15 protein-coding genes and 1 pseudogene are annotated in these 20,079 nt (G+C 36.1%); 4 read left to right on the top strand and 12 right to left on the bottom strand.

All coding sequences use genetic code 11. The features are described from left to right. Nucleotides 1-10 precede the first annotated feature (10 nt). On the top strand, nt 11-244 hold the full coding sequence (locus DFR56_RS09625) for a YhdB family protein (protein WP_110395230.1): 234 nt from the start codon (nt 11-13) through the stop codon (nt 242-244). 29 nt (nt 245-273) lie between these two features. Here the strand turns inward: DFR56_RS09625 and DFR56_RS09620 are convergent, their stop codons facing one another. Genes DFR56_RS09620 through DFR56_RS09605 form a run of 4 tightly spaced genes read right to left on the bottom strand, consistent with a single transcriptional unit; the run spans nt 274 to nt 5,620 of the window. Next, complete coding sequence (locus DFR56_RS09620; RefSeq protein WP_158525592.1) at nt 274-972, bottom strand: DUF2071 domain-containing protein; 699 nt, start codon at nt 970-972, stop codon at nt 274-276. Nucleotides 973-976: 4 nt separating this feature from the next. Continuing rightward, on the bottom strand, nt 977-1,813 hold the full coding sequence (locus tag DFR56_RS09615) for a S1C family serine protease (protein ID WP_110395228.1): 837 nt from the start codon (nt 1,811-1,813) through the stop codon (nt 977-979). A gap of 33 nt (nt 1,814-1,846) precedes the next feature. Continuing rightward, complete coding sequence (locus DFR56_RS09610) at nt 1,847-3,871, bottom strand: ABC transporter ATP-binding protein (RefSeq protein ID WP_110395227.1); 2,025 nt, start codon at nt 3,869-3,871, stop codon at nt 1,847-1,849. A gap of 15 nt (nt 3,872-3,886) precedes the next feature. After that, nucleotides 3,887-5,620 carry an ABC transporter ATP-binding protein gene (locus DFR56_RS09605; protein ID WP_110395226.1) on the bottom strand — a complete coding sequence of 578 codons (1,734 nt, stop codon included), beginning with the start codon at nt 5,618-5,620 and terminating at the stop codon, nt 3,887-3,889. A gap of 768 nt (nt 5,621-6,388) precedes the next feature. Between DFR56_RS09605 and DFR56_RS09600 the strand changes: the two genes are divergently transcribed. Next, nucleotides 6,389-6,964 carry a beta-class carbonic anhydrase gene (locus DFR56_RS09600; RefSeq protein WP_110395225.1) on the top strand — a complete coding sequence of 192 codons (576 nt, stop codon included), beginning with the start codon at nt 6,389-6,391 and terminating at the stop codon, nt 6,962-6,964. 95 nt (nt 6,965-7,059) lie between these two features. Here DFR56_RS09600 and DFR56_RS09595 read toward each other — a convergent pair whose 3' ends face one another. The 5 genes from DFR56_RS09595 to DFR56_RS09575 form a co-directional block, all read right to left on the bottom strand. Beyond that, the gene (locus DFR56_RS09595) at nt 7,060-8,130 is read right to left on the bottom strand and encodes an undecaprenyldiphospho-muramoylpentapeptide beta-N-acetylglucosaminyltransferase (protein ID WP_110395384.1); all 1,071 of its coding nucleotides are present in this window, start codon (nt 8,128-8,130) and stop codon (nt 7,060-7,062) included. Between the two features lie 92 nt (nt 8,131-8,222). Beyond that, nucleotides 8,223-8,975, bottom strand: a complete 753-nt coding sequence (locus DFR56_RS09590) for a hypothetical protein (protein ID WP_110395224.1) — start codon at nt 8,973-8,975, stop codon at nt 8,223-8,225. Between the two features lie 461 nt (nt 8,976-9,436). After that, on the bottom strand, nt 9,437-10,384 hold the full coding sequence (locus tag DFR56_RS09585; protein WP_110395223.1) for a nuclease-related domain-containing protein: 948 nt from the start codon (nt 10,382-10,384) through the stop codon (nt 9,437-9,439). A gap of 679 nt (nt 10,385-11,063) precedes the next feature. Continuing rightward, a complete protein-coding gene (gene odhB / locus DFR56_RS09580) occupies nt 11,064-12,302 on the bottom strand; it encodes a 2-oxoglutarate dehydrogenase complex dihydrolipoyllysine-residue succinyltransferase (protein WP_110395222.1) in 1,239 nt (412 codons plus the stop codon). Next, nucleotides 12,289-15,147, bottom strand: a complete 2,859-nt coding sequence (locus DFR56_RS09575; RefSeq protein WP_110395221.1) for a 2-oxoglutarate dehydrogenase E1 component — start codon at nt 15,145-15,147, stop codon at nt 12,289-12,291. The genes odhB and DFR56_RS09575 overlap by 14 nt, the downstream gene beginning before the upstream one ends. 378 nt (nt 15,148-15,525) lie before the next feature. Here DFR56_RS09575 and DFR56_RS09570 point away from each other — a divergent pair, with 378 nt between their 5' ends. Continuing rightward, complete coding sequence (locus DFR56_RS09570; RefSeq protein WP_110395220.1) at nt 15,526-16,146, top strand: YktB family protein; 621 nt, start codon at nt 15,526-15,528, stop codon at nt 16,144-16,146. Between the two features lie 383 nt (nt 16,147-16,529). Here DFR56_RS09570 and trmL read toward each other — a convergent pair whose 3' ends face one another. From trmL to queG, 3 genes and pseudogenes are all read right to left on the bottom strand, one after another. Next, nucleotides 16,530-17,003: a tRNA (uridine(34)/cytosine(34)/5-carboxymethylaminomethyluridine(34)-2'-O)-methyltransferase TrmL gene (gene trmL / locus DFR56_RS09565; protein ID WP_110395219.1), complete on the bottom strand. Its 474-nt coding sequence runs from the start codon at nt 17,001-17,003 to the stop codon at nt 16,530-16,532. 26 nt (nt 17,004-17,029) lie between these two features. Next, nucleotides 17,030-17,512, bottom strand: a pseudogene (locus tag DFR56_RS09560) (amidase domain-containing protein); the annotation flags it as partial. Between the two features lie 76 nt (nt 17,513-17,588). After that, on the bottom strand, nt 17,589-18,722 hold the full coding sequence (queG, locus tag DFR56_RS09555; protein ID WP_110395217.1) for a tRNA epoxyqueuosine(34) reductase QueG: 1,134 nt from the start codon (nt 18,720-18,722) through the stop codon (nt 17,589-17,591). A 120-nt stretch (nt 18,723-18,842) separates the two neighbouring features. On the opposite strand from queG, the gene dat reads away from it, so the two are divergent. Further along, nucleotides 18,843-19,709 carry a D-amino-acid transaminase gene (dat, locus tag DFR56_RS09550; protein ID WP_110395216.1) on the top strand — a complete coding sequence of 289 codons (867 nt, stop codon included), beginning with the start codon at nt 18,843-18,845 and terminating at the stop codon, nt 19,707-19,709. The last annotated feature ends 370 nt before the right edge of the window (nt 19,710-20,079 follow it).

Here is a 20,079-nt window from a genome sequence, read left to right as displayed (position 1 = left end):
GGTAGTTGTAATGATGCCTGATTATGAGTATGCATTGAATTACGTTCTGTGGGGGAGATGGGATGATTTATTTACATTAATGTTACGGACAAAAGATGATATGTTAGGAAAAAAAATACAACTTTTTTTACACGCTTATTACTATTCCTCCAAACAAAATGAAATAATGAACACACATGATGATTTACTTTTCTACATTGATCACGCCATGGAAAGTGCACCAGTTCAAACGATGAAAGTATAAGAAATGGGGAGCTACCTTTATGTGGCTCTTTATTTTACTTTTCCATATACTTCATATGGAAATAATTTCGCCTGTTTATACGAGTGAAAAAATGCAAACAGATTATCTGAACTTTGTGCAGCAAAAGGAAGTAAATCGTTTTGAGTGATTTCCACATTCACCTGCGTAAGATCCCATAATGTATGAAGTATTGGTATTTTAATGATTTTTTTCTTTTTGATGTTCCAAATGCAATATCTTTCTGCTAAAAAGGAAGTAAGCTTTGTATGAATGCATGCTTTAGAAGGTCGATATCGTGCAGCAAAGATGGTACGATTATCCATATTCCCAAAAACATGAGTCATATCATTTTCTTTCTTCATTTCTGTTTGCATATATTGAAAAGGTAAACCGTAACCACTCCTTGCCCCCATTGCAGCAAGGAAACTTTTACCATATAAACGAAAAAAATAGACACCACGTTCAGGGGAAGAAGGATGTTTTACATAGGTTCGCACATTTATTTGGATTATTTCTGGATAGGACAACTGCTTGGGAATTCCCCGAGGCCGACTATTTTGTACTTTAAATAGGACAATACTGATCCAAGCTTTTTCATCAAATGTATCGACGATAAAAGGTCGCGGAATAAGTGATTCCATTAAAGGAACAGGAATTGGCCAATGTAGAAATAAAACGTTCGTCCAATCTTGTTTAGCAATCCATGGATACTTTCTTTTCGTAATCATTTGGCTAGCCCCTATCTTGATAACGATCATGCAAATAGTCTATTGGAATGAATAAACCAACTCGTCCTTCTTGATCATCGTGTAAAGTAGCAAAAATGATCCCAATTACTTCTCCTGCTTCATCGATAACTGGACTCCCACTATTTCCTCGATAAACAGGGGCATTCATCATGACAACAGGAAGTTCTTTACTCTGTACATGAGTATAATCAAGGATTGTCCCTTCATTTGCTATTCCCTGAAATTTCAATGGGTTTCCAATAAAGTAGATATGCTCTTTCTCATCTAAAACAAATTCATTTGCTAATGATAAATGAGGAAGATTTTCACCGTTTTCTATTTTTAAAACAGCCAAATCAACATCAGGGTATGTTTCAATGACTTCCCCTACATATAAACCGTCTTCTGGAAAAGCAACTGTAACTGTATCATTCCCCTCAATAACATGATAATTCGTTATAATATCCCCTTCTGCATTGATCGAGAAACCAGTTCCTTTACTATTTTCTGTTTCAATAACGACAACCGCTTCTTTATAAGCTTTGATATTTTCTTTTGTCGATAGTTTAGCTGATGTGATTAAAAAGTCAACTGCGGGAATAGAAAAAGTTTGTGGTAGTAGGGCAATCACATTAAACATTAACGCAATCGCTATTAGCCAAAAGACCCACTTTGGAAAGCGAGTTTTTGGCTGTTTTACTTTTCTTCTATGGGCAGCTTTTCTTAAAGCCTCTTCTTTTGCTTCCTGAACTAATTCATACAATTCTTCCTCATCAAACTCTTCATAAAGATCTTGATCAATTATGTCTTTTGCATCATCATATTTATGATTTTTTTCCATAGACACCTCTTATACGATTGCCGTTTTTACCTATTATCCTGCTCGCTCTGGGTTTCCTTTTTGCATTTGATACATTTGGTAATACATCCCACGTTCTCTAATTAACTCTTCATGATTCCCTGTCTCTTTTATTCTACCACTTTCCAACACAAAAATCTTATCCGCATTTTGAATCGTTGACAGACGGTGAGCAATAACGAGGGTAGTTCTTCCTTTTTTTAATACTTCCAATGCTTTTTGAATAATGTATTCTGTTTCCGTATCGATATTTGCTGTCGCTTCATCTAAAATTAATATCGCGGGATCAAAGGCTAATGCCCGAGCAAAAGAGATTAATTGTCTTTCCCCAAGCGAAAAGGTGCTACCACCTTCTGTCACCTTCTGATCATATCCATTTGGCAATTTTTCAATAAATTCATTTGCACCGACTGCTTGTAATGCTTTTATAGCTGTTTCTTTCGTTATATCGGGATCATTCATCGTTACATTCGAAATAATCGTTCCAGAGAATAAAAATGGATCTTGTAAAACGATTCCCATATGACCTCTTACTTGCTGTCTGGACCAATCAGCTGTTGAGGAGCCATCGATCGTAATATTTCCTTTTTGCGGATCGTAAAATCGAAATAACAAATTCATAATGGAACTTTTCCCCGAACCAGTATGACCAACAAATGCCGCAGTTTCTCCAGCGTTTACTTCAAAGGTAATATTTTTTAATACGTACTCATCTCCCGTATATGCAAAGGAAACATCGTTAAATTTTATGTTTCCTTCATAACGGGAAACTGGAACATCATTTACTTCTTCACCTGCAACATCCATTAATTTAAACATTCTTGCCCCAGAGGCTCTTGCTTGTTCAATTAACGGGAACTGGTTGACGATTGCTGTTACCGGCTCAAAAAATCTCGTTAAATAATCAACTAATGCATACAATAGTCCAATCGAGATGACACTGTTAGGCTCAAGTGAAAAGGAACCAAAGTACCAAATAAAGGCAACAAATGCTATATTCCGAACAACATTCACTAAATTAAAAGAAGTGAAAGCATTTAACTTAATTAGCTTTTTTTGGTGCGTATAGATTCCTTCATTTAAATGCTCAAAGTCTGCTTTCGTCTTTTCTTCCACTTGAAAAGCCTGAATGATCGACATTCCTTGGATGGATTCATTAATATTACCATTTATTTCACTATTCGTTTTTCGAATGACTAAATTATACTTAGACCCATAATGTTTATACACTCTCGCTATTAAATAAATGATTGGGATGATGAGCAAGCAAATAAGCGCTATCTTGGGATTTAATAAATAAATGGCAATTAAAATTCCAGCCATATAAATAATTCGTGTAATAACAATGGATAGGACACGTTCATACAATTCGCGAATTGCTTCTGTATCGTTTGTAATCCGTGCAACAATTTTACCAGCTGGTTGGTCAACATAATAATCAATTGGAATTTTTTGCGTATGTAAAAATACATCATTACGCATTTTTTTAACAATTTGATTGGATGATTTTTGTAATAAGTATGTTTGTGCATATTGAAAAAAGCCAGCGATTATTAGGAGTAACATATATAAACCTAATAAAATAAAAATTGGTTTTTGTTCTGGCTTAAAAAAATGAAATAGTTCGTTTAAGGACAATTTTTCCCCGTGAATGCTGATTGGCTCCTCAGTCCCAATTGTAACGATGCCATCATTTACACTTCTTGCACCTTCTAATGGAACTTTTTCTTCCACAACATAATAATCTTTATCAATCGCGATGACTGTAATTTGATTGGAGGCTTCTACTTTCGATGGAACACGATCTTCACGGATAAAATTACGCCCTTTATATTCAACCGTTTGTTTGGCTTCCTGACCATTCACTTCTTGCCAAGTACCTTCCATACCTAAAATATGATCATCAATAATCACTTTAGCAATAAATGGACCCGCAAGTTCAAGTGCAGTAGCAATCATTAAACAAATAATGCCTATAAAGATGCCTTTTTTATACTTTAAAGCATACTTCATTAATCTTTTTTCAGTTGAATCAGTCATTACGTACACCTCCACTTACGTTTCAAGCTGTTGTTGTTCATATTGTTCTTTATACCAGCCACCTAACTCCATCAATTCTTGATGGGTACCTTCTTCTGAAATTTTACCGTCTTCTAAAACGATGATATGATCTGCATGTGTTACTGCTGATAGGCGGTGTGCGGCAATTAATGTTGTTTTATTTTTTCTTTCTTCCCGTAAATGTGCGATTATATTTGCCTCTGTTTTTCCGTCAACTGCAGACATTGAATCATCTAAGATTAATACCTCTGGATTTTTAATAAATGCTCTTGCTAGAGCGACTCGTTGTTTTTGCCCGCCTGATAGAGTTACACCACTTTCGCCAACTTTTGTATCTAATCCTTTCGGTAATTGTTTGATATCGTCTAAAAAATGGGCTAGCTCCATGACACGATAAATTTCTTCATCTGTTGCCCCATCTTTTCCAAACTGAATATTTTCCCGAATTGTTTTTGAAAACATCACTTGGTCTTGAGGAACATATCCAATCCAATGACGTAATTGGTCTAATTCCAGTTGTTCAATATCGGTAGTTGAAAAAGTTAATTTTCCTTTTATATTTGGATATTCGCGTAACAACATTTTAAACAAAGTCGTTTTTCCTGCACCTGTTTTCCCGACAATGCCGATCGTATCTCCTTTTTGGATCGATAATCGATTAATGTCGATTTGATTCTCTGTTGTAAAAGGATAAGAAAAGGTAACATGTTGGAATTGTATATCATGTAGATCGTTTACATGAACCGGGTATTTTGGACTTTGAACATCTGCCTGATACCGTAAAATTTTATTTACACGATCAAGAGAGGCATTTCCTCGTTGTAACACATTAATTAATTCTCCTACAGCGAACATCGGCCAAATAAGCATGCCTAGATAAACATTAAATGTCACTAAATCCCCTAACGTAATAGCGTTACGAAAGACTAATAGTGCTCCAAATCCGAGCCCAATCGTGTACGAGGCTCCAACTAATATTTTCATTGTCGGTTCAAATAAGGCATCAACCCTTGCAACTGCCATATTTTTTTCATATACATCCTCTGTCATATCGGAAAATCTTTTTGCATCTTGTCGTTCTTGAACAAATGCACGAATAACGCGTACTCCTCGAATCGATTCAAGTACTTCATTGTTCATCTCACCAAATGCATCTTGTGCTTTCGTAAAACGATGATGAATTGCAGCACCGTATTTGTTCATAATAATAGCCATGATTGGTAATGGAATAAGTGCGGCAAATGTTAATTTCCAACTAATTGTAAAGCCCATCATTGCGATAATCATAAACATAAAAGTCGTTGCATCAACAAGGGTTAAAATACCAAAACCAGCTGTTAAAGCGATAGCTTTCAAATCGTTAGTACTTCTAGCCATTAAATCGCCCGTTTTATATTTTCCAAAAAAAGTGGGAGTCATCTTTAAAAAATGTTGCATCAAACGGCTACGCATCCATTTTTCTAAAATAATAGATCCACCAAATAATGTATAATCCCATAAAAATGAAATTATGTAATGGATAATAATGATCGATCCATAAATAATAATGACTGTTATTAATATTTTTGTTGTTAACGTTTCAAAACGAATATGGTCGATCGTATACCCTAATAATTTAGGAGGAATCAATCCGATCGCACTCGCGATAATAAGGGCGGTAATGGCAAATGTATATCGTTTCCAATAATGCTTAAAAAACCAGCTTAATTTACCTAAAACATCAAACATATCAATCACCTACTTTATTATTTGAATCAATTTCATCATGCACTATTTCAATTAAAAACCCGAACAACGGAGTCGTTACTAGTTTCCACTCTAGGTGGTCGCTTTTTAGTGGGAGGCCATTAAGCCAACGTCTGAGCTAAAGCTCTCCTTGCCTTACCAGTGCCTTTCCTCCCACGACCCGCAATGTTTATTGCGACGAGTAATCGCAGGCCCAAAGGACTTCGATGGACGAGCATTTAACGAAGTCTCAAAATTCTTCAATGGGGCGAGTAAATACACTGCCCCAGGACGTGCTAGTGTCGGCGTTGGTCACAAATTTTTACGGTGGGACGAGCATTTAGCTAAAGGATCAGGATGTGACTGCTTTTAGCCAACCAGGAGTCGACCACCAAAGTGAATGCATAAAGTGAAAGTTACAATACGCGAATAGTTAGTTTTTTCAGTGTCTAATGTTCGGATTTGTTCTTGGAATGAACAGTTATGAAATTGACTCATTTATCAAAGCTTTTCAGTAAGTATCTAGTCTTATCAACCATTAAAAAAGCACGTTATTGTTACGTGCTATTAGTTTGTATATTTTATCATTCTATTTATTTAGTAAAATGTTATGACAAATTTTTCATATTATTCATTATAATATGTAAGTACTTAATGTCAATATGTAGAAAAAAATATATCGTTTAGCTCTTTCATTCCTCGACATTTCTTTCCTATGATATAATTAGTTTTATTAAAGAGATCATATTGACCTGGAAAAGGAGTTTTACTATGCAAATAGAAGAAATGCTAGAGTATAATAAAAAATTTGTTGCCGATAAAAATTATGAACAGTTTTTATCTAATACGATCCCGAATAAAAAAATGGTCGTATTTACATGCATGGAATCACGGCTCGTTGAGTTACTTCCCAAAGCATTAAACATCCAGAATGGTGATGTGAAAATGGTGAAAAATGCTGGAGCAATTATTCGAAAGTCGTTCGATAGTATTATTAAGAGTATTCTCGTCGCTATTTATAAATTACAGGCAGAAGAAGTAGTCGTTATCGGGCACCATGATTGTGGGATGTCTTGTGTCGATACGCATGACTTAAAGGATAAAATGAAGGCAGAAGGAATTACGGACGAAACATTTAAAGCACTCGAATATTCGGGGATTGATTTTCATAAAGAATTTCACGGCTTTAATACAGTGGAAGAATCGATTGCACAAAGTGTTGAAATCATTCGGGAACATCCACTCTTACCTTCCCATGTACTAGTTCACGGCTTAGTCATTGACCCGAACACTGGAAAAGTCGATGTGATTTCTCTTGATAAAAAGGAGAAAACGGAGAAAAACTAACGAAGTAAAAATAAAAGGCATGAAGGGTTTATCCTACATGCCTTTTCACTTTATATTGTGTTTGATCCTTAAACTAGAGGCTTTTCAAGACTAGGTTATCTCGCCATTTTTTCGATTAATTGAATAACTTGCTCACGAGATTGTTCGCTAGAATATTTCCTCATTTCATTTTGTAAAGTAGAAGTATCATCGACCAGTTGGTGAACCGCATCTATAAAGCTTTCTTTCGTCATTTTCTCCTCTTGCAACACATGTGCAAGACCATTTTGTTTGAAAGATTGAGCATTATCAATTTGATCTCCTCGACTAGCAGAAAGGGATAATGGGATGAGTAACATCGGAAATTGTAATGCTAAAAATTCAAATATAGCATTCGCCCCCGCACGTGAGATGACATAATCCGTTATTGCAAATATATCTTTTAATTGTTCGTTTATATACTCAAACTGAACATAGCCTCGTTGCTGTATTTTATCGTCCATATTATTCCGTCCACATATATGGATAATTTGAAACTTTTGTAATAACTCAGGCAAGTTTTGTCTCACTATATCATTTATTTTTTGGGAGCCAATACTTCCACCCATGATTAACAAAACTTTTTTATTAGGTGAAAATTTTGTTAATTGATAACCACGATTTTTATCTCCTTGAAATAACTCTTCTCGAATAACTGCCCCAACATATGTCGCCTTTTTCTCAGGTAAATATGTTACTGTTTCTGGAAAAGTTGTTAGTACTTTTTTTGCAAACGGAGTTGCTAATTTATTTGCAAGACCAGGCGTAAAGTCGGACTCATGAATAATCGTAGGGACACGACGAAAACGCGCAGCAACAATAACAGGTACGGAGACAAATCCCCCTTTGGAAAAGATGATATTCGGTTTCGTTTTCCGAATGATATTCCATGCATCTATCGTCCCTTTTAAAACTTTAAACGGATCTTTGAAATTTTCTACCGACATATAACGACGTAATTTTCCTGTCGATATTGGATGGTAAGTTACATGCGGTAATTCACTAATTAAATCACGTTCAATTCCTGTTTTTGACCCAATATAATCTATTTTCCAACCTTGTTTCTCAAAATGCGGAATTAAAGCAAGGTTCACAATAACGTGACCTGCCGTTCCACCACCCGTAAATAAAATACGTTTTTGCTTCATATGTATTTCCTTTCTCAAACGTTCCATCTCTTAAATTATAATATCATTACTCATTATATATTACATCATTTATGAAGAGGTAATGAAATTTTTTATTGTATGTTCCATTTAACATTAAAATTTCCTCTAACCTTATCCCCACCAATGACAATAAAATATTTTTCATCTTTTTCTACATCATACTCCAAATAATGTCCATCTTCAGCCATCGGTAAATAATCTCCTTTTTTATTTTCAAAGTGATATCCCCAGCCACCATCATTTTCAGCATAAAATGTAACTGTATATGTCAACTTTTCCCCTTTTGTGAGCTTGATTGGAATTTTATGCTCCCCATGGAAATAGGAGAAGGAGGCTTCATAACTTGAATCTAAACGTTCTGATTGCCAATTTATTTTTTTGGTAAAATCATTCACCATAACTAAAACCAGAAGGAGTGGAAGTATCACTGAGAAAACAATCGAAGTCCACTTGTTTTTCGTTATAGCAGTTACCCCAACATAAAAAAGAAGGGCTGCACAAAGTCCAATAATTCCAGCGATCATAATATATGCAATATGAGGTTCAAAAAATATAAAAGGAAAAAAACCAAATAATCCATAAAGAATAAAAGGTGTTGCCTGGAATTTCGGTAAGAACTTTATCATAACATCGATAAGAATCGAACAGAGCATACCATATCCATAAAATGCAATCCATAATAATGGTTCCTTCAATGTTTGCGAAAGTTCAAATAAGTCAAACTGAATGATTACTAGATAAATAAACATAAAAACAGAAAAAGAAAAGCCTGCACCAATAAATTTGATGTAACTATAGTGATACCACGTCTTTTTAATAGGCAATATCTTTCCCCCTCTTACACATACTTTATTATATATTGAGGCAGAGAAATTTGCGAATATCATTGAATGTACATTTGGAAAAGTAAAAAGGCAGAATGTGGGTATCACTGACGATGATATAGAGAAATCTTCAGATAATGTGATGGAACTTAGGCTCTCTTTGACGAACATGCGCATGGACAACTCCTCCGTTAGATGGCGAATTGAATTAGTCTATACCAAAATATCTTAGCGGCCATATGCGCAATTCACCTGTTATGGCCCATCTTCGTGATTATATGGCGATTCTTGGATGTTATGTGGCGCATCTTCGCGATGAGATGGCGATTCTTAGATGTTATGTGGCGCATCTTCGCAGTTAGATGGCGATTCTCGGATGTTATGTGGCACATCTTCTCGATGATCTGGCGAATCTCATTCATTATTGTTGAGAATGGCACAAAAAATCTTAACACTATATTTCAAAGTAAATATTTTCGCATCCTGCCTGTTCCAATTGGTTCAAAACCAGCATTTTTGATCATTCGTTTCATTACATGGATACAATCTACCGCTAAAAAGTTTCTCAGTTGTTTGTTTGATGCAATATGTCCAAGAAGTAATTTGTAGTCATTAATGTTTTCTAAATGAGCAGAAAAGGATTCATCCTTACATTTCTGACAAACCCATTTATTATATTTTTTCACCATGGTAGGTAATTCGCATTTAAAACAAAACATTCCTTTTACTAATTCACCGTTATGTACATGGTATTTCTCCATCATATTGTTGTCTGGTGGTGTGTGTGAATGAATTAATAGTTGAGTTAAATCTTTTACATTTTGACTGCATCCATTAGGGGGAAGGGTGTTCATTCTATTGTTCCATTTAAATACTAATTGATTACTATGAATGACTTTTTCCATGGATCCTTTAAAATTAGGATCTACTTGGACGATAGTATGAGGGAAGCTAATTACTACTAAATATTGAACTAGAATATTTGTATAGCCATGTTTATGCAACCATTTTCGTAAACGATATTGTTGTAATTTTGCTTGTGTAATTGGATTGGGAAAGCCTTCCTGTTCGCCATTATCATTAATACGAATGACTTGATCTATCTCTTTAAACAAGATTGTTCCATACCAGTTTTTCACTTCTAAAATAACAATACATTTTGGATTTAATAATATGAAATCCATTTGAAAATGACCGAATTTGTCTTGAAGGCGTATATCATGAAGAATGATCGCCTCATTTTTAATAAATTGAAGCGGAAAATCAATTGCATTTAACCCCTTTATTTCCGTCTTTTTTCTTATCAGGTCACTGTAAACATTTTCCCGCTTTGTATTATCTTTATGCATCCTTCTATAAAGTGCTTGTAATTGATCAAGTTCCAGAGATCTCTCTCGTTTTTTAATCATAATTTAAAACACTCCCTCTTATTAAATTTGGATAGAGTACTTAAACTTCTGGTAACGGATAAAAACGAATGTTGACGTACAACAAACAGATCAACTGGTGCATATGGACGTTGATATCGATGATTCTCGGATGCTATATGACGCATCTTCACGCTGGGATGGTGATTCTTCGGCGTTAGATGGCGCAACTCCACGATGAGATGGCGATCCTTCGGCGTTAGATGGCGCATCTCCACAGTGAGATGGCGATTCTTCGGCGTTAGATGGCGCAACTCCACGTCGGGATGGCGATTCTCCAGCGTTAGATGGCGCATCTTCACGATGAGATGGCGATCCTTCGGCGTTAGATGGCGCATCTCCACAGTGAGATGGCGATTCTTCGGCGTTAGATGGCGCAACCCCACGATGAGATGGCGATTCTTCGACGTTAGATGGCGCATCTTCACGCTGAGATAGCGATTTACAATACAAGCGTATCACGAGCAGTGCAGGGGAAACAAATTAGCAAAACTTCATTTTAGCTCGAAAAGATAGGGTAAAATGAAGTTTTCATTGATTGGAAGGGGCAAGACTGGGAATATAGAAAAGGATGCAGTTAAAAAGACTGTCAAATTGAAAAAAATGACATAAAAAATCCTGCTTAGGTTATATCAACCTAAGCAGAATTTCAATGTAAAACTTATCCTTGTAGTAATAAGTCGTATGGATCTTCTAACATTTCTTTAATTCGAACTAAGAATTGTACAGCTTCTTTACCATCGACGATGCGGTGATCGTATGAAAGTGCTAAGTACATCATTGGGCGTACTTCAATTGTGTCGTCTGGCATAACGACTGCACGTTTAACGATATTATGCATTCCAAGAATACCAACTTGCGGTGCATTTAAAATTGGTGTAGAAAGCATAGAACCGAAAATTCCACCGTTTGTAATCGTAAATGAACCACCTTGTAAATCATCGATGCCTAGTTGATTATCACGAGCTTTTGTTCCAAGTCGAACAATTTCACGTTCAATACCAGCAAAGTCTAATTTATCCGCATCACGAACAACAGGAACTACTAGGCCACCTGGTGCAGACACTGCAATACCGATGTCATAGTATTCTTTAACGATAAGGTTTGTTCCGTCAATTTCTGCATTGAGTAAAGGGAATTCTTTTAATGCAGCAACACTTGCTTTCGTAAAGAATGACATAAAACCTAGTTTGATATCATTTTTAGCTACAAAGCTTTCTTGACGTTCTTTACGCATATTCATTACTGCCGTCATATCTACTTCATTGAATGTAGTTAACATTGCAGCCGTTTGTTGTGCTTCTACTAAACGTTTTGCAATCGTTTGACGACGACGTGACATTTTCTCCACTTTCACAGGTTTACTAAATTCTTGTGCAGGTTCTGCAGCTGCCTGTTTCGATGCTGGAGCAGGTGCTGATTGAGTAGGTTGATTTGCCGCTTCCACATCCTCAGGACGAATACGACCTAAAGGATCTTGTGCTTTTACCTTACTTAAGTCGATATTTAGTTCACGCGCTAATTTTCTTGCCGCTGGTGAAGCGATCACATCAGAAGAATCCTCACTTGTTTCAGTGTTTGCAACAGCTGCTGGTGCTTCTTCTTCAGTCGTAGCTTCTGCCTTTGGTGCGTCTGCAGCCGGTTCACTTACCGTACCAGCTTCTGCGTTTTCGTCCACTTTTGCAATTGTGTCTCCTACGCTAACATCGTCACCTTCTTCAGCTAAGACCTCGACAATAACACCTGCATAGTCTGAATTGACTTCCACATTTACTTTATCCGTTTCTAGCTCAACAACAGGGTCACCTTTTTGAACTTTATCCCCTGCTTTAACGAGCCACTCCGCAATTGTTCCTTCTGTAATTGATTCAGCTAGTTCTGGAATTTTAATTTCCTTCACTACTATTTCCTCCCTTTGCTGGTCTAATCGCTTCTGTAACGACTTTCTTTTGGATTACTTTATGGATATTCGGTTCACCAACAGATGTTGATGCTCTTTCCGGACGTCCAATATAACGAATTTCTTGTCCGTCTTTTGCTAGATCGCGTAAATATTCTAACACAAAACGCCAACTTCCCATATTTTTCGGCTCTTCTTGGACCCAAGCGATTTCTTCTAAATTTGGCAATTGGTCGATTTCTTTTTTCAGTTGTTCCAATGGAAATGGATATAATTGCTCCACCCTTAATGCACGTAACCAATCGAACTTTTCATCAGCATTAGCAATTTCCTCTTCAATATCAACCATCACTTTACCAGAACCAAGTAGTAATCTTGTAGCATTTTTCTTACTTACCTTTAAGTTTGGTTGATTTCGTAGTGGTAAGAATTTACCTTCTGTAAACTCTTTAGCCTCGGATGCTACACGCTCATTACGTAGTAAGCTTTTCGGTGACATAACGACTAAAGGTCTAGCTTCTTCTCGGCCACGCATTTTCGCTTGACGACGTAATAAGTGGAAGAATTGTGCAGATGAAGTAACATTTGCAACGATCCAATTATTTTCTCCGGCCATTTGTAAGAAGCGTTCAAGCCGTGCACTTGAGTGTTCAGGTCCTTGGCCCTCATACCCATGTGGTAATAGCATGACCATATTGGATTTATCTCCCCATTTCGCACGTGCAGAAGAAATAAATTGGTCAAAAATCACTTGTGCCACATTGGCAAAATCACCAAATTGTGCCTCCCAAATCACTAATGTTTCAGGAGATTGAATACTATATCCATATTCAAAACCTAATACAGCAGTTTCTGATAATGGGCTATTATGAATATCAAATGAAGCATTTGCATCCTCTAAACCGTGCATTGGACAATATTTTTCGCCTGTTTCTGTATCATATAGAACAAGGTGACGATGCGCGAAAGTTCCACGTTCAGAATCTTGCCCTGTAATTCGAATTGGAATTCCATCTTTTAAGATAGAAGCGAATGCTAGTGCTTCTCCTTCACCCCAATCAGCCTTATGTCCTTCTTCTAAAATATTTTGACGACGTTTAAATACTCTCTCTAAACGTTTAAACCCTTTAAAATCTTCCGGTCGGTTCAATAAATCAGCGTTTAACTTTTTCAAGTCTTCTAATGGAACTGCGGTTTCATAATGATCGATACTGTTTGCTAAAACGGTAGGCATATTTACTTCAGAAATTCCCGAAAGTTCATCCTCTTTCATCCCATCATAAACAGCTTGTAGTTCGTTTTGATGTTTTTCTTTCATTGCATTTACTTCATCAGCAGTTACAATTCCTTCGTTTGTCAAAACATCTGAAAAAATTTCAGTAACTGTCGGATGAGTATCAATTTCACTGTATAAAATTGGCTGAGTTGCTCTCGGTTCATCCATCTCATTATGTCCGTAACGACGGTAACCGACTAAATCAAGCACACAATCTTTTTTGAACTCGTGCGAGTATTCATAAGCAAGTTGAATGGCTCGAATACATGCAATTGGGTCATCAGCATTTACTCGGATGATCGGAATTTCATATCCTTTAGCTAAATCACTTGCATAACGAGTAGAACGGCTCTCTTTGCGATCTGTTGTGAATCCAATTAAGTTATTGGCAATAATATGAAGTGTCCCACCTGTACGGTACCCTATTAAACCACTTAAGTTCATCGTCTCTGGTACGATTCCTTCACCGATAAATGCAGCATCCCCATGAATTAATACGCCAATTGCTTTATTTAAATCTTGAACAGGATAGCCTTTTTCATCACGGTTATCTTGCGCTGCTCGTGTAAATCCAGCAACTACCGGATTTACAAACTCTAAATGTGATGGGTTATGTGCTAATTTCACTCTTGTTGAAGCTTCATCATTTTTCACTTCTCGAGTTGCACCAAAATGATATTTCACATCACCAGACCAGCCATAATTAATCCCCATTGACCCTTCGGATGGCATTAATTCTTTATCAGGAGCATGGTGGAATTCAGAAAAAATTTTGTCTAACGGCTTACCTAGAACATAAGCAAGCACACTTAAACGACCACGATGAGCCATCCCCATCATAATGTTTTCAATTTTATCATTGTTAGCAGACTTCACAATCTGATCAAGGACTGGAACCATCGATTCCAAGCCTTCAATTGAAAAACGCTTTTGTCCGACGAATGTTTTTTGTAAAAAGTGTTCGAAACCTTCAACATTAATTAATCGTTCTAATAATTGCTTTTTTTCCACTTCAGTTAAAGTAAGTTCAAATTCACCTGATTCAATTCGATTTAAAAGCCATTTTCTTTCTTCATCACTATTTACATGGTCATATTCAAATGAAATTTTACCAGTATATTTTTTACGTAAAAACGCAACAGCATCATATCCATTTTCTACATGGGTAGGAGCTTTGTCCCACAACCATGTTGCTGGAATATTTTTTAAGTCTTCATCCGTAATATTGTACGTTTTTGGATCTAATAAATTAGTCTTTTCATCCCAGCCTCCGACAGCATAAATATCGGCTTCAAGATGTCCAAAACGTCTTATAGCATCAAGATAACGCATTGCTGAGGTGATTTTCTTCACGTCGTTCGTTGAAATTTCACCACTTACTTGTTGATTCTGTAAACCTGTATGATCCATCCATTGAGGGGCACCATGTTTGTCAAACATTGCTTTTAAAGTGGGATCAACTACAGTTGGATCCTCTTTATATAATTCATATTGTTCTTCTACATATCCCATGTTTGGACCATAAAAATTTCCCCAAATTTTTTCACTAGGTTCTGCACTTTGTGCCACGTCTTATACCCCCATTAGATATTGACTTTACCGTTTAAACACGGAATGATACACTCATGTTTCATTATAGAACTGTCCTCTTACTTGAGCAACTAATAACCCCTAAATAAGGTGAAAGTAAAATGAAGGCGCTACCTTATGTTTGAAAACGATCTAGACGGCATAGTTTATTTACATTTTTTGTTATGTTTTTATACCAATTTGCATAAAAAACGTTACGTCACACATGCTAAATGAACACATCTTTTAACAGAATGTAAAAATTATGAGATGATCATTATTAGTACTTGTTTAAAAAGGTAGATAAAAAGAACTGAGGTCATTTTTACCGGACTTTTTAAACAACCTCTTTACAATACTTTTAAAGGAGCATAAGTAATGGTATTTCAAGGGTTTACAAAAACTGATTTTGAAACATTTCATATTGAAGGATTGTATCCTAGAATGGAAGCGATCCAGCAAAGAATACAGCCTAAATTTCATGAAATTGGTTCTATTTTAACGGATGATTTAACCGCAATGGTTGGCTCTGAAATGTATTTACATATTGCAAGACATGCAAGACGAACCGTTAATCCACCGCAAGATACGTGGCTTGCGATTGCTGGAAATAAACGAGGATATAAAAAACACCCTCATTTCCAAGTAGGTCTTTGGGATGATCGTGTTTTTATTTGGTTAGCATATATTTACGAGTTACCCGAGAAGGTGAAGATCGCCAAAAGTTTCCTTAAAAATATAGATATAATTAAATCACTGCCGAACGATTTTGTTATTTCACTCGATCATATGAAAAAAGATGCAACATCGATTAACGAAATTGATTTAAATGCAGCACTTGAACGATTCCGTGATGTAAAAAAAGCTGAGTTCCTCATCGGCAAACAGCTTTTCCCATCTAATCCCATTTTAGAAAATGGGGATGAATTTATTGAACTTGTTAAGAATACATATAGACAGCTAATTCCCATTTATCGTTTAAGTTATAAAGAAGACTAATGACGAAGCTAAAAAACTACACGCAATACTCTTTTTTAAAAAATCACATGCTTCCTCATCTTGCGTTCGTCACTAAGGAGAATGAATGCCTTTAACAAACACAGGTGGTTATAACAAGAGGAATAATAATATAACAAATTTGTGTACTTGTTAGTTTACATTTCACAAATTAGGTTATTGGCGTTATAATATGTACTAATAAATCATTTCGGTCAGTGAAGGAGGAATATCACAATGAAATTAGCCTTAATTATTGCCGTTACTATTGCATTTCTTACTTCTTGCTTAACTTCTGCTTATGAATCAAAACCAGGTGTTCCGAAAAATAATCAATAACCATTTCGTCATGTAAATCAATTTGCATGACGAAATTTTTAATTTTATTACGTAAGTGCTGGAAAACCTTGTTGCCGTAGCACTTCATAAATAACGATAGCAGCCGTATTCGATAAATTTAACGAACGAACTTGATCTGTCATATGAATTCGCAGACAATGATCTTCCTTTCCTTCTATTAATGCCCTCGGAATTCCATCTGTTTCTCTTCCAAAAACGAAAAACAACTCGTCACTTCTATTACTATAATCATAATCGGTATAATATTTCTTTCCAAAATTCTCAATATAATAAAAGAGTCCATGCTTATATTTTTCGTATAATTCATCGATTGAATCATACTCCATAATGTTTACATTATGCCAATAGTCTAGTCCTGCTCTCCTAAGCATTTTATCGTCGGTTGAAAACCCTAATGGACGAATCAAATGTAACGTCGTATTTGTTGCTAAACAAGTTCTAGCGATATTACCTGTATTGGCAGGTATCTCTGGTTGGTATAAAACAATATGTAATCCCATTTTTAAACTCCTCGTATGTCAAAAAATTATTCTCCGATTGTAAAAAAAGCATATTTTGTTTGCGGTGTCCATGCTGCGGAATCCATATACATCCAATAGCGATGACGACTATTATCCGTATGTGCATTAACGAGTGGTACTCCACTAGCGTCTTTTCTCACAACAATTGTTGTATGATCCCATCTATTATTCCCCTCGAAATCATAACAAATTACATCCCCTACGTAAAGTTCTTTTTCACTTTCTACCTCGGTAGCTTGTAAGCCAATTGTTGACGTTTTTAAATACCAATAGAAGGAATGTGCTACAGACCAACTAAAACTCCAATTATTCGGCTTGCACCACCACCCTTTTTCTCGTACTGGTTCTCCTCGCATTGGAGCACCACCTGCATAAAGGCATTGTGAAATATAATTTGTACAATCAACGGAAAAATGCGGAAATGCTGGATTATAACTATTCCACCATTTTTCTGCATACAATACTGCTTGTTGACGATCATACATAAATCCATTCATCATAACTCCTCCTTTCATGAAAAAAATCTCTCATACTAAATCATATGAGAGATTGGGATCGCTAACGCTATATTTCTTGAAAATGTAACCCTTTTTTCATTTCTTCACGTACTCGATCATCTGTTTCTTTATGAATCGCTTCTTCAATCGCAATTAGTGCTTCTGTTGTCCCTATTTTCCCAAGTGCCCATGCGGCTGTCCCGCGAATAATTGGCCGAACATCATTATTCATTACATCGATCAAATCATTGACAGCTGTTTCATCTTTAAAATGTGCAAGAGCAATCATCGCATTACGTTGTAGTGGATTTTTACCACGCCAAAATCCAGAAATATGGCCGAATTTTTCTCTAAATTCCCGATTAGATATTTTCAACATCGGTCTAAGTAATGGTTTGGCTACTTCGGGCTCCGCTTCAAACTCTTCATGTAAATGAAAATCTATTCCTTTATTTCTCGGACAGACCGCTTGACACGTATCACAACCGTACAATCTTGTCCCTATTTTCGTTCGAAATTCATCCGGTAGAAAATCTTTCGTCTGTGTCTGAAAAGCTAAACATTTTTTCGCATTTAATTGCCCACCCTGAACAAGAGCACCTGTTGGACATGCGTCTAAACAGATACGGCAATCTCCACAACTATCTTCCACAGGACTATCAGGTATAAACGGTATATTAGTGATCATTTCACCTAAATAAACGAAAGAACCAAATTCTTTCGTAATGATTGTCGTATTTTTTCCACTAAAGCCAATTCCAGCTCGTTCCGCAACAGCTCGGTCACTAAGTTCACCGGTATCAACCATTGATTTATATGAAAACTGGGGAATATTCGTTTGCATGTACTGAGCTAACTTTTCTAAACGATCTCTTAATACGTGATGATAATCAATTCCCCATGATGCACGGCAAAAAATCCCTCGTCTTGCTCCTTTTATACTTTTAGGTGGATCCATTATTTTGGACGGATAGGCAAGTGCAATCGAAATAATTGATTTCGCACCAGAAAGTAATCTCTCTGGTTCAGTTCTTTCTTCTGCTGTTCCTTTTTCAAATCCAGAGGCAAAATTCAATTTTTCCTGAATGATTAATCTTTCCTTTAATTCTGTAAACACATCCGCAGATGCAAATCCAATTTTATCAATCCCTATTTCCTTACTATAAGCAATAATGTCTTTTTTTAACGCTACAACATCCAAACGAACACCTCCTTTTTCGCTGTTACCTATTATAGTATAAAATACTACCATGATGAACTAATTTACAAGCTAGCGAATAAGATGTAAAATACAATTGTAACTTAAGGAGGAATGAGCGTCATGTCTATGTATCCAATTATTATGTCTCAAGGTAAATTTACGCATAAAGATAGTTTAACATTTCCTTATGAAGAACGTGGGCTGCAGTTTGGTGACGGCGTGTATGAAGTAATTCGAATTTATGAAGGTAGACTTTATTTATTTAATGAACATATTGATCGCCTCTTTCGTTCATTAGATGCTATCCAAATTAAAATCCAACAATCAAAAGAAGAAATTAAGTCTTTATTGACTGAACTAGTTGCTAGAAACAATATGGAACAAGATGGTCTCGTCTATTTACAAGTTTCAAGAGGCTCCGCAACTCGGATTCATACTTTCCCAGAAGATACTGTACCTAATATGTATGCATATTTAGAAAATGCAGCACGTAATCTAAACGGCATTGAGAACGGTGTGAAGACGATCACTTTGCGTGATGAACGTTGGCAAAACTGTTATATTAAAAGTCTAAATTTATTACCGAATGTACTTGCAAAGCAAACAGCGGCTGGACAAGGATGTTATGAAGCAATACTACATGAAGATGGGCTTGTTACGGAATGTGGTTCATCCAATGTCTTTCTTGTAAAGGAAGGGAAAGTATACACACATCCAGCAACAAACCGAATTTTAAAAGGATGTGTTCGTATGGCTGTTGAACGCTTTTGTAACGAGCTTGACATTCCTTTTATTGAAGAAGCATTTACTGTTAATGATATTCATGAAGCAGATGAAATGTTCTTAACGAGTAGTATGTCTGAAGTGTTGCCAATTATCCAAGTGGATGGAAAGTTAATAAAAGACGGAAAACCTGGAGTTATTTCTGGTAAACTTCAAGAAGCATATGAAAAAGATGCGCAACTAAAGCTAGAAACAATTAAGTAATTTAGATTCCTACCTTAAAAAGGTGGGAATTTTTTATGTATTGGTATTCAAACAGGCCATCACATCAACGAACATAAGGCTTGTCTATTCAATTTTATAGGCACTAGAATATATCCCATCCCGATACTAGCATAGAAGATTTTCAGGCTTCTGGACAACCATAAATCTTTTAAAATTAAAGTATATTGAGTGCTAAGCAAGGATAAGGCGATGATAGAGGTGATGTTGCACTTACGACGCACAGGACGTGCTAGTGTAGGTGTTGACACAGGACGTGGCGCTCTTAACCTGCGTTCGACTTGTTATAAGTGATTAACTTATTTATAGAGCTTTAATTGCACTTATGCGGTCAAGAAAGTTTTACTTTCTT

Source organism: Pseudogracilibacillus auburnensis (genome assembly GCF_003201975.1).
In the GTDB taxonomy this organism is placed as follows: domain Bacteria; phylum Bacillota; class Bacilli; order Bacillales; family Amphibacillaceae; genus Pseudogracilibacillus; species Pseudogracilibacillus auburnensis.
The sequence above is the reverse complement of the archived record's forward strand: the minus strand, read 5'-3'. Positions and strand labels throughout refer to the sequence as shown.

Bases quoted from the DNA above. Each gene is read 5' to 3' on its own strand.
- DFR56_RS09625 (WP_110395230.1), top strand. From the start codon at position 11: ATGATGCCTGATTATGAGTATGCATTGAATTACGTTCTGTGGGGGAGA.
- trmL (WP_110395219.1), bottom strand. From the start codon at position 17,003: ATGGGATTACATATTGTTTTATACCAACCAGAGATACCTGCCAATACA.
- DFR56_RS09570 (WP_110395220.1), top strand. From the start codon at position 15,526: ATGGTATTTCAAGGGTTTACAAAAACTGATTTTGAAACATTTCATATT.
- dat (WP_110395216.1), top strand. From the start codon at position 18,843: ATGTCTATGTATCCAATTATTATGTCTCAAGGTAAATTTACGCATAAA.
- DFR56_RS09585 (WP_110395223.1), bottom strand. From the start codon at position 10,384: ATGATTAAAAAACGAGAGAGATCTCTGGAACTTGATCAATTACAAGCA.
- DFR56_RS09620 (WP_158525592.1), bottom strand. From the start codon at position 972: ATGATTACGAAAAGAAAGTATCCATGGATTGCTAAACAAGATTGGACG.
- DFR56_RS09615 (WP_110395228.1), bottom strand. From the start codon at position 1,813: ATGGAAAAAAATCATAAATATGATGATGCAAAAGACATAATTGATCAA.
- DFR56_RS09595 (WP_110395384.1), bottom strand. From the start codon at position 8,130: ATGAAGCAAAAACGTATTTTATTTACGGGTGGTGGAACGGCAGGTCAC.
- DFR56_RS09610 (WP_110395227.1), bottom strand. From the start codon at position 3,871: ATGACTGATTCAACTGAAAAAAGATTAATGAAGTATGCTTTAAAGTAT.
- DFR56_RS09605 (WP_110395226.1), bottom strand. From the start codon at position 5,620: ATGTTTGATGTTTTAGGTAAATTAAGCTGGTTTTTTAAGCATTATTGG.
- DFR56_RS09600 (WP_110395225.1), top strand. From the start codon at position 6,389: ATGCAAATAGAAGAAATGCTAGAGTATAATAAAAAATTTGTTGCCGAT.